We start from the raw sequence: 2,121 nt of genomic DNA on the forward strand, positions 1-2,121 counted from the left end.
CTGTGGCGAATTCCTCGATCTAGGCACAAATCAGCTGACGACAGCGGGCATAAAGTCACACATTAGTGGGAAAGAAAATGCCCGTGCCCGATGCCCGGCACAGCAAGCTCACAATCATGGCGATTTTGGCGCAGCCGACCATGTGATGGCGCCGGAGACGACCAGCACGATCGCGGCTGTGATCGAGGCGAGGAAGAAATCGCCGGACATCTGCGCCAGAAACCCGGCGGCGACCGGCCCGATGATCTGGCCAAGGCCGAACGCAGCCGTCATCAGGGCGAATATCCGCCGCGGCGCGCTTGGCGCCTGCTGCCGGGCGGCCTGCAGGCCAAATGCGGTGATGGCAATGAAGGTGCCACCGAGCAGCACGCCGGCAAGCAGCGGCCCGGTGGCGCCGCCGATGGCGACGCTGGCGGTGACGCCGGCAACTTCGATGAAGCACGCCAGCGCATAGGCGGCATAAAGGCCGGTCCGGGCCGCGATCTTCTGCCAGAGCCAGACTGAGGGAAAGCCCGCAAGACCGGCGACCATCCACACCATGGCCTCGAAGACGCGGCTGCCGCCGCCTTGCCGGACGATGGCGACCAGGAATGTCGCCGTCAACACATAGCCAAAGCCGAACAGGCCGTAGGCGACGATGACCTTGACCAACGACCGGTCCATCCGCAGTGCCGGCTCGCGGGTGGCTTCGCCGTTGCCGAGCGGACCCTCATTGGCCAACAGCGCAACGAGGACGAAACCACAGGCCGAAATCGCCGCCGACCACAGCCAGCCTGCAGCCCAGCCCGAATGCTCGGCGACCAGCACCGCCATCATCGCCGCCGATGCCGCTATGCCGAGCCCGACGCCGCCGAAATGCCAGGCCTGCAGGTCGTTGCGACCGGCAGCCGCGATGTGGCTGAAAACGGTGCTGGCCATGAACACCATGACGAAGGCGCTGGCCAGACCGGCCAGAAAGCGGATAGCGAGAAAGGCCGTCATCGCTTCGGTCAGCCCCATCAGCGCGGCAAGGACCGTACTGGCGCCAAGCCCCGCCAGCATCAGCAGGCGCTCGCGCCCATGCGCCCAGCCGCCCGCCGCTGCCAACGCGCCGACGAGATAACCGAGATAATTGGCCGACGCGATCCAACCGGCATCGGCAGGCGACAGATGCAATTCCTGCATCATGCCGGGCAGGATCGGCGTGTAGACGAAACGGCCGATGCCCATGGCAACCGCCATGGCAATCATGCCGGCGAAGGCGAAACGCAGCGCTGTCGAGGTGGCTGATGTCATTGCACTGCACAATAAGTGCAGGGGTCGCTGAAACAATCGCCATCTGTTGGGCCAGCGCGTGCGCGGGACGTGGTGCTCGCCTCGACTTTCCTCAAGCCGGAACGCTTGGCGGCTGCTCAGCAGCGGCCGCCGGCGTGCAACGGGGCCGTCTCGTGCACTGTCCGCCGTGCCGTCAGCCTGAACGGCACATCGCCCAGTTCGCGTTCCGACATGGTGTTCAGCACCGGATGCGAAAGCGGATCGGTCAGCCATCTCTGCGTTTCGCTGTCCGGGTGCGGCTCATACGGCGTACTCGCAGCGAAAAAGACCTTCAGCGACGACGACAAGATCCTCAGCATTTCCGGCTCCACAGGTCTGTCTCTTCCGATAAAATCCGCCGTTTCGACATGCCTTTCAATTGAGATTTCAGCCGGATCAGTTTAGAAAAACTCAATGGCCATGCTCAACCGCGTCCACCTCAACGGCCTGCGCGCCGTCGAAACCGTTGCCCGTCTCGGATCGCTGGCGGCGGCCGCCGGTGAGCTCAACGTTTCCGCAGCCAGCAGATAAGCCGTACCGAAAAACAGCTCGGCCAGGCGCTGTTCGAGCGAACGGCGAGCGGTCTGGTGCTGACCGAATTCGGCGCCGTCTTCGCGGCCCGCCTTGGTGCTGGATTTCGTGAGCTTTCCCAGGCCGTGGCGCTGGCCGACGAGGCTACGCAATGCACATTGGTGGTTTCGGTGGCGCCGGCCTTTGCCTCGAAGTGGCTGTTGCCCAGACTATCTCGCCACTTCGACCGGCATCCCAACGTGCTGCTGCGCATCGACGCTTCGGTGCGGCTGGTCAATCTCGATCACCCAGACATCG

Annotated in this window: 2 protein-coding genes and 1 pseudogene; 1 reads left to right on the plus strand and 2 read right to left on the minus strand. The window is 64.2% G+C overall.

The window, feature by feature from the left end:
* Positions 1 to 114: 114 nt before the first annotated feature.
* Entirely contained in the window at positions 115 to 1,275 is a 1,161-nt protein-coding gene (locus EN994_RS28485; RefSeq protein WP_127308012.1) for a YbfB/YjiJ family MFS transporter, read from the minus strand.
* A gap of 116 nt (positions 1,276 to 1,391) precedes the next feature.
* A complete protein-coding gene (locus tag EN994_RS28490; protein ID WP_063167643.1) occupies positions 1,392 to 1,613 on the minus strand; it encodes a hypothetical protein in 222 nt (73 codons plus the stop codon).
* A gap of 94 nt (positions 1,614 to 1,707) precedes the next feature.
* Between EN994_RS28490 and EN994_RS28495 the strand changes: the two are divergent.
* Positions 1,708 to 2,121, plus strand: a pseudogene (locus EN994_RS28495) (LysR family transcriptional regulator); the annotation flags it as partial.

It is taken from the genome of Mesorhizobium sp. M7A.F.Ca.CA.002.09.1.1 (assembly GCF_003998555.1).
Taxonomy (GTDB): Bacteria; Pseudomonadota; Alphaproteobacteria; order Rhizobiales; family Rhizobiaceae; genus Mesorhizobium; species Mesorhizobium ciceri.